Annotated in this window: 7 protein-coding genes; 4 read left to right on the top strand and 3 right to left on the bottom strand. The window is 64.2% G+C overall.

Annotation, left to right across the window (positions count from 1 at the left end; translation table 11 throughout):
- Nucleotides 1–202 (top strand): hypothetical protein (locus GJ633_RS17890; RefSeq protein ID WP_231741345.1); only part of this gene is annotated, 202 nt, incomplete at its 5' end.
- A gap of 137 nt (nt 203–339) precedes the next feature.
- The gene (locus tag GJ633_RS11775) at nt 340–1338 is read left to right on the top strand and encodes an aldo/keto reductase (protein WP_156588982.1); all 999 of its coding nucleotides are present in this window, start codon (nt 340–342) and stop codon (nt 1336–1338) included.
- A gap of 163 nt (nt 1339–1501) precedes the next feature.
- Here GJ633_RS11775 and GJ633_RS11770 read toward each other — a convergent pair whose 3' ends face one another.
- From GJ633_RS11770 to aldA, 3 genes are all read right to left on the bottom strand, one after another.
- A complete protein-coding gene (locus GJ633_RS11770) occupies nt 1502–2854 on the bottom strand; it encodes a DUF362 domain-containing protein (protein WP_156588981.1) in 1353 nt (450 codons plus the stop codon).
- 161 nt (nt 2855–3015) lie between these two features.
- Complete coding sequence (locus tag GJ633_RS11765; protein WP_197431324.1) at nt 3016–3771, bottom strand: IclR family transcriptional regulator; 756 nt, start codon at nt 3769–3771, stop codon at nt 3016–3018.
- A 359-nt stretch (nt 3772–4130) separates the two neighbouring features.
- Nucleotides 4131–5567, bottom strand: a complete 1437-nt coding sequence (gene aldA / locus GJ633_RS11760) for an aldehyde dehydrogenase (RefSeq protein ID WP_156588980.1) — start codon at nt 5565–5567, stop codon at nt 4131–4133.
- 173 nt (nt 5568–5740) lie between these two features.
- On the opposite strand from aldA, the gene GJ633_RS11755 reads away from it, so the two are divergent.
- A complete protein-coding gene (locus GJ633_RS11755; protein WP_156588979.1) occupies nt 5741–6739 on the top strand; it encodes an LLM class flavin-dependent oxidoreductase in 999 nt (332 codons plus the stop codon).
- A 60-nt stretch (nt 6740–6799) separates the two neighbouring features.
- Nucleotides 6800–7468: a cyclase family protein gene (locus GJ633_RS11750; protein ID WP_156588978.1), complete on the top strand. Its 669-nt coding sequence runs from the start codon at nt 6800–6802 to the stop codon at nt 7466–7468.
- Nucleotides 7469–7716: the final 248 nt, after the last annotated feature.

Below are 7716 nucleotides of genomic sequence, written 5' to 3'. Positions count from 1 at the left end.
GCCCTTTGATCCACCCGCACCGCACAGCCCGCCTCACGCTCCCCAGCCTCGCGGGTTCGCGCTCTTCGAGCAGCTCACCGCGTCCCTCGCGCTCGGGTTCGCGGCCTCCCGGCCGCTCACCGGAGCGCGCCACCACAACAACGGATCGATCGTCTCCTCGGTTGTACTGATCGTCCTTTGGGGCGTGGCAACCGTTCGATGACACGCTGGTCTCCGAGATCGCTTCGTCGGTCACCGGGAAGGTCCGTCTTCATCGACGGACGATTCTCGGTACGCCGATCGACGCCCGCGTCTTCGCGCGGGCGTATCATTAAGTAGGTAGGGGGAGTCGGCCGGAGTATGGAATACACGACGCTGGGGGATACGGGAATGACGGTCAGCCGGCTGTGTCTCGGCACGATGAGCTTCGGGTCCGGACGGACGTGGACGCTCGACGAGGAGCAGAGCGACGAGATCATCCAGCGTGCGCTGGACCTCGGTATCAACTTCTTTGACACCGCGAACGTCTACTCGCAGGGGGAGAGCGAGGAGATCCTCGGCTCGTCGCTGGCGGGCCACAACCGGGACCGCCTCGTCGTCTCGACGAAGGTCTATCACCCGATGGATCCCGAGAACCCGAACTCGAGCGGCCTCTCCCGGAAGACCATCCAACAGGAGCTGTCGAACTCCCTGGAACGTCTCGGGATGGACACGGTGGACATCTACCACGCCCACAGCCTCGACCCCGAGACGAGCGTGGAGACGACGATGCGCGCGTTCAACGAGGTGATAGAGCGGGGGATGGCCCGGTATCTCGGCGCCAGTTCGGTGTGGGCCTGGGAGTTCTCGGAGGCGCTGCGCGTGGCCGACACGCTCGGACTGGAGCCGTTCTCGGTGATGCAGAACCACTACAACCTGGCGTACCGGGAGGAGGAGCGGGACGTGTTGCCCCTGTGTGACAAACACGACGTCGGGGTCATCCCCTACAGCCCGCTGGCGCGCGGCTACCTCACGCGCCCGGACGACGCGACGGCGGCGACCACCCGGGGAGCCGACGAGGCGGTCGAGTACGACCACACGTACCACGAGGGCGGCGGCCGGACGATCAACGAACGGGTCGAGGAACTCGCCGAGGAGAAGGGCGTCTCGATGGCGCAGATCTCGCTCTCGTGGGTGCTCCATCAGGACTGGGTCGACGCCCCGATCATCGGGGTTTCGAGCGTCGAACACCTCGAAGACGCCGTGGAGGCCCTCGACGTGTCGCTCTCCGGGAGCGAACTGGAGTACCTCGAGGAACCCTACGAGCCCTCGGAGATAGCCGGTCACGACTGGCCGGCGGATATCACCGGCCACCGGTAGCGCGCGCCGACGAGGAGGAGGCGACCGTCGTCGTGAACCGATTCGCCGAGTCGATGGAGATTGCAGACGTGAGCGCCTTCCGCTGTTCCGAGCGGATCTCTTCCGTGACCGGATCGAACTACCCGTCGACGGCGGCTCGATCCACACGATGGACGCGTCGCGTTCAGTCGTTCTTCGCCGTCGGGGAGGGAGCGGCGAAATTGCCGTCCTCGTCGAACTCGATGGGACCGGGTTCGGAGACGACCCGGAGATCGTCCCGCTCGCGGGCTTCCTCGACGAGCGCCCGCGAGGCGTAGACGCGTTTTAAGTGCATCGTATCGGTCACACGCAGGACCCGCACCGTATCCGGGTCTACTACCCCGATCGTCGAGAGCATCGTGGCCAGTCCCGCGCGGTCCGTCTCCACGATCGGCGGGATGCGCGCGCTCCGGATGGCGCTCGACGTGATGCCGTTTATCAGCGCCTTCGAGAGGTCCATGCTGTCGAAGAAGTCGGCGTGTGCCACGTCGGCCTGTCCCACGCCGATACCGTTCCCCATCGATGGCTCGGTGAGCGAGCGGACGTAGATGCGCTTGACGTCGGGTTTCTCCGGTTCCGGCTCCCAGAACGCGAACTCCATGCGGCCGACCACGTTCGTGTCCATCCCGGCGCCGCTTATCTCCTTGCCGTGTGCGTCGAGCACGAGCGCGTCGAGGTCCTCGAAGGGGAGTGTCGGCATCAGCTCGTAGGCCCGTTCGAGCAGCGCCGCCTCCCTGTCGAGGAAGCCGTCCGGGGGCACGCCTTCGATCAGCGCCGTGTCGTCGTATTGGTCCTCCACGATGGCGATCCCGCCGACGACGGGCAACTCCTCTCGCAGCAGCGTCGATATCTCGGGTATCATGCGGCTGAGGCTCCATCCCACGGAGCGCTCGTGGGCGATCTTCGCGCCGCGTTGTTTCCCCATCCCGATGACGAGCATCTTCGAGAGCCCGCTTTCCACCTCGCCCTGGAAATCGGTGTGGGGTTTGACGCGGTTGATGGGAACGATCGCGTCGGCGGCGGCGGCGTTGGCGTCCGCGACGACGGGTACGTCGCGTTCTGGCGTCCGGCCCACCTCCACGACTTCCATCGACGACCGTATCTCACACCCTATCGTCTCCTCGTTGATTCCGAGGGCCTCGAGCTTCTTCCGCTGGCCCTCGCCGGTCGCGCCGCCGTGGCTCCCCATCGCCGGGAATACGAACGGCTCGTAGCCCCGCTCGTGGACTCCCGAGACGACGCCCGAGACGATGGCCGCGAGGTTCGCGATACCCCGGCTTCCGACGCCGAGCGCGACCTCTCCGCCCGCCGGCACGTCCGTCAACGAGAGGGCGTCCAGTGCCGCCGCGGCCGCGTCAGCGACCGCGTCGTCGGGAATCGGGTCGGTCTCCCAGAGCTGTTCGATGACGCCCATCTCCGGGAAGGACACGTCGCCACACGCCTCCAACACCATCTCCTCCGGAACGGGGGCGACGGTGGCGTCGTGATCGTTCGACATGGGGTTCGGAATGGGGTCCGTGAGGATAAATCCTCCTACCGGGTCGGCTCTTCTCTCATCTGTTCCCGTGCTATTGGTACCTTCGACGGTGGGAGCGAACCAATCGACGCGATATCGTCCAACGATGACGGACGATCAGTAATGTTTGTACTTCAACTCGATCACGTTGACGGTCGCTTTGATCGCGTCGAGCAGCTCGCGGTCGAACTCCTGCTCGCCGATGCGGCGCTTCGGTCCGGAGATCGCCACGCTGACGCCGGCACCGAGCCGATCTCGGGGTCGAACGCCACCGCGATAGCCTTGATCCCCTCGCGTCGCTCTTCGTCCTCGACCGCGTAGCCGCGGTCTCGGATCCGGTCGAGCGCCTCGAAGAGCGCCTCTCGTTCCGTGATCGTGTTCTCGGTCGCCTCCGGGAGGCCGTGCCGGTCGACGACGTCGTCGACGCGCTCGTCGGGGAGCTGGGCTAAGAGGGCTTTTCCGAGGGCGGTCCAGTGCATGTGCGTGTACTGGCCGACCGGGGAGTTGTCGAACACGCCCTCGGAGGGCTCGGCCGAGTACAACAGGACCCGTTTGCCGCCCTCCTCGATACCGAGGTTCGCCACCTCTCCGGTGTCGGCCGACAGCGCGTCTATCTCGGGGCGGGCTGCCTGGTAGATACTCATCTGCTTCCTGACGGCACCCCCGATCTCGAGGAACCCGTGACTCAGGCTGTACTTCCCGTCCTCGTTGATGACGTACCCCTCGTCGGCCAGCGTCTGGAGGTACACGTGGACGGTGCTTTTCGGCATGTCCAGGCGATCGGCGAGTTCCGAGACGCCCGTCCGTTCTCGATCCCTGAGCGATTCAACAATCTTGAACATAGTGCTGACTGCTTTGATGCGATTGTTGGATTCGCGTTCAGACACGGGACCACTCATACCTGCTAGACTCTCTCGTACACGATTATAGTTTACTGTCGTCGCCTCATCCGAGTTACCCGGTACGATCGTACGAGTGGGTACGACGGTCCATGGGAGCTTTTGCCGCCAGCAGATTTATTCTGATTGTGACCCGTCCTTCCAACGATAGCGGACGCGATCTGGCGGGATGGGCAAGGGACGTCCCCGCGTCGGTCGCCGACAGACCCGACCGATTTTGTTCACGTTTCAGCGTCGTCGAACGCAAACAGCGAGCGAACGCAAACAACGCCGAAGGCTGCCTGTCGCGGGGGGAGACGTCGTCTGAACCCGCCGATCGAAGTACAAAGAGAGCAGCTGCTATGTCTCTTCGAACTGTCCTACCAGTTGTGGTAGACGGTCTTCAGCTGGGTGTACTTGAGGACGCCGTACTTGCCGTCCTCGCCGCCCATACCGGACTCGTTCCAGCCGATGTGATGGCCTTGGAGGGCCTCGCCGAGGGTCCGGTTGATGAACACCTCTCCGAACTCGATGCGCTGGGCAGCCTCCATCGCGATCTCGTAGTCCCGAGTGAAGACGTACGAGGAGAGGCCGTAGCGGGAGTCGTTGGCGTACTCGACGGCCTCGTCGAAGCTGTCGATCTCGATGATCGGACTGACTGGGCCGAACACCTCGTCCTGGATGATGTCCATGTCCTGAGTGACGTCCGTGAGCACCGTCGGCTCGTAGAAGAAGCCCTTCTCGAGCGTCTCGGGACGCTTCCCTCCGGTCAATACCCGGGCACCCTGCTCGACGGCGTTCTGGACGGCCCCCTCGGTCCCCTCGAGTTCGTTCCGGTTGACCTGGGGCCCCATGTCGACGCTCTCGTCGCGGGGGTCGCCGACGGTGATCGACTCCATCGCGTCGACGTACTTCTCGGTGAACTCCTCGGCGACGTCGGAGTGGACGTACACCCGCTCGGCGCAGGTACAGACCTGCCCGGTGTTCGAGACCCGCGCGACGAGGATATCCTCGACGGCGGCGTCGAGGTCGGCGTCTTTCCAGACGATCGCGGGCGCCTTCCCGCCCAGCTCTAAGGAGACCTCCTTGAGCTGGTCCGAGGCCGAGCGCATAATCGCCTTGCCGGTCTGCGTGGAGCCGGTCATCGTGATCATGTCAGTCTGGTCGGCCTCGACGAGGTGGGAGCCCGAGCCGACGACGAAGTTGAGGACGCCGTCGGGGAGGTCAACGTGTTCGTCGATGATCTCGATGACGCGCATCGCCGACAGCGGCGTGTCGGTACTGGGCTTCATCACGACCGTGTTGCCCGCGACGAGGGCGGGTGCGAGCTTGCGGGCGAACACCGACACGGGAGAGTTCCACGGCGTGATGCCGACGACGACGCCGTAGGGGTGACGCTGGAGGTCGATCTTCTCGTCGCGGTCGTCGCTGGGAACGATGTCGCCCTCCATCCGGCGGTCCCACTCGGCGTTGTACTCGATCCGCTGAGGGCCGCGGCCGGCCTCGGCGTAAGCGCTCTCTTTGATCTTCCCGGCCTCGTCGATGATGATCTCGCCGATCTCCTCCTGGTAGCCCCTGAGGGCTTCTGCCATCTCTCGGAGGTACTCGCCGCGTTCGCGTGCGGGCGTCTCGGCCCACTCGACGCGTGCGTCCTCCGCGGCGTCCAGCGCCGCGTCGAGCTCGTCGGCGGTCGCCCGCTGGACCGTGTCGACAACGTCCTCGGTCGCGGGATTCACCACGTCGACCGTCTCGGAGCTCTGCGATTCGCGCCACTCGCCGTCGATGTACAGCGGCTTGTCCGTATCTGGGAGTGTCATACGTGAACTTCCATTCAATCGACGGTGTTAGTTGTTCCGATCGATTCAAGCTGAGGGTGTTCCGTGTCGTTCTCGACCGCTCCGGCGTCTGTCTGCCGTGTCGAACTCACGGCGATCGGACGGGTGTACGAACGAAACATGACCTTAATTATGCTGGACTTCCATGAGGGAGTATGCAGTTTGATTGGATGGTCGCCTGTTATCCGGGTGACGGCGTACACCGAGACTACCCGCAGATGGAACACCTCGACCGAGAGACGATGATGTCCGGCGTCGACACGGTCGTCGACGCCGGATTCGAGGGGTTGTGGGCGCCCGACCACTTCATTCTCGGCCCCCACAACGAGGAGTACGAAGTCTGGACGCTCTTGTCCGCCCTCGCCGAGCGAACCGACGACGTCGATATCGGTCCGCTCGTCGGCGCCATCACGTACCGGAACCCGGCACTCCTGGCGAAGATGGTGACGACCGTCGACCACCTCTCCGACGGACGCGTGATACTCGGCCTCGGTGCCGGTTGGCACCGCGAGGAGCACCAGCGCTACGGCTACGAGTTCCCCGAAGTCAATACGCGCATCGACATGCTCGAGGAAGGGCTCGAAGTCATCACGCGCATGTTCACCGAGGAGGCGCCGTCCTTCGACGGCGACCACTACCAGATCGACGGCGCGTACAACCAACCGAAGCCGATTCAGGAGCCGTACCCGCCGATCTCGATCGGCGGGGCCGGCCCCCGGATGCTGCGCCTGACGGCGAAGTACGCGGACGAGTGGAACGTCGAGATCAGCGCGCGCAACCGCGGTCCGCCGATCGAGTTCAAAGCGCAGAAACTCGACGAGTACCTAGAAGAGGAGGGCCGCGACCCGGACGAGGTCGAACGCTCGTGGCTCGCCCACGTGCTCGTCCGCGAAGACGAAGCGGCCCTCGACGAGATCTGCGACGATATCTTCCCGCTCCCGTGGGGCGAAGAAGAGGACATCGACGAACAGCTCACCGCGGACAACGCGTGGGAGAAGGGACAGATGATCATCGGCACGCCCGAGGAGGTCGCAGAGCGCATCGAATACATCCGCGACCTCGGATTCGAGAAGATCCAGTTCATGTTCCTCGACTTCCCGGAGACGCGGAGCATCGAACTGTTCGCCGACGAGGTCGCGCCCCAGTTCGTCTAGCCCTTCTCGGTGACCATTCCGGTAGTTCTTTGACGGCGGATATCATTGATACCAGTACACATGCAAGCCAGCGACTGGACCGACCTGAGCCAGACTCTGACCGAGGATAGCCCCACGCTCCCGCCGCTGCATCCGGCCCCGGAGTTCGAGGACTTCGCGACGCTCGAGGAGGACGACTACAACTCGACGATCCTCCATCTCGAGACGCACTGCGGGACCCACATGGACGCACCGACCCACTTCCTCTCCAAGGACGAACACCGCACTATCGACGAGATCCGTCTGGACGAGATGCTCACGGAGGGCGTCATCTGTGACTTCACGGACAAAGAGCCCGGCGAGGGCGTCAGTCGAGCGGAACTCGCCGAACAGGCGGAAAAATACGACCTGAGCGCCGGCGACTATCTCATCTGGGACTGCGGAATGAAACCCGAAGACACCGACGAGTACCTGCGGAACTTCGTCTATCCCGAGAAAGGCGCGGCGGAGTACATGGTCGAACAGGATATCGCGTGCTTCGCCATCGACGCGCTCTCGGCCGACAAACCCGGTGCGGCGCTCGAAGAACACCACGTCCACTACACGCTCCTCCCCGAAGACATCCTGATCATCGAGGGCGTCGACAACCTCGATCAGGTCGAGCCGGGACGGTACGACGTGATCTGTACCCCGATCTCCTACGCCAATCGCGACGGGTCGCAGGTCCGACTTCTCGTGCGGCCGCAGTAAACGCGGCTGTCCCCCCTCACCTCTCCGGTCGCGTTCGACGGACGTCAGAGGCCGCGACTCTCCCATCCTCGCTTTCGCTGTCGCACTACGCACCCACAGAAACGACTCTGTCGAAACCCTCGGCAGGTGACACATTCTACTCCGGTTTCGTTCAATACAGGTGAGAGAACGAATATTCGGTGGCGCGCCCGGGAGCGGGCCGGAGGCCCGCGACCGGAGCGGCGAGGGATGCGGTGAGCGCTCGAAGA

The sequence above is a fragment of the Halorubrum sp. CBA1125 genome (assembly GCF_009742825.1).
In the GTDB taxonomy this organism is placed as follows: Archaea; Halobacteriota; Halobacteria; order Halobacteriales; family Haloferacaceae; genus Halorubrum.
The sequence above is the reverse complement of the archived record's forward strand: the minus strand, read 5'-3'. Positions and strand labels throughout refer to the sequence as shown.

What these genes read in the sequence shown, in the direction of transcription:
- GJ633_RS11775 (WP_156588982.1), top strand. Translation starts at nt 340, where the DNA reads ATGGAATACACGACGCTGGGGGATACGGGAATGACGGTCAGCCGGCTG.
- GJ633_RS11770 (WP_156588981.1), bottom strand. Translation starts at nt 2,854, where the DNA reads ATGTCGAACGATCACGACGCCACCGTCGCCCCCGTTCCGGAGGAGATG.
- GJ633_RS11765 (WP_197431324.1), bottom strand. Translation starts at nt 3,771, where the DNA reads ATGAGTGGTCCCGTGTCTGAACGCGAATCCAACAATCGCATCAAAGCA.
- aldA (WP_156588980.1), bottom strand. Translation starts at nt 5,567, where the DNA reads ATGACACTCCCAGATACGGACAAGCCGCTGTACATCGACGGCGAGTGG.
- GJ633_RS11755 (WP_156588979.1), top strand. Translation starts at nt 5,741, where the DNA reads ATGCAGTTTGATTGGATGGTCGCCTGTTATCCGGGTGACGGCGTACAC.
- GJ633_RS11750 (WP_156588978.1), top strand. Translation starts at nt 6,800, where the DNA reads ATGCAAGCCAGCGACTGGACCGACCTGAGCCAGACTCTGACCGAGGAT.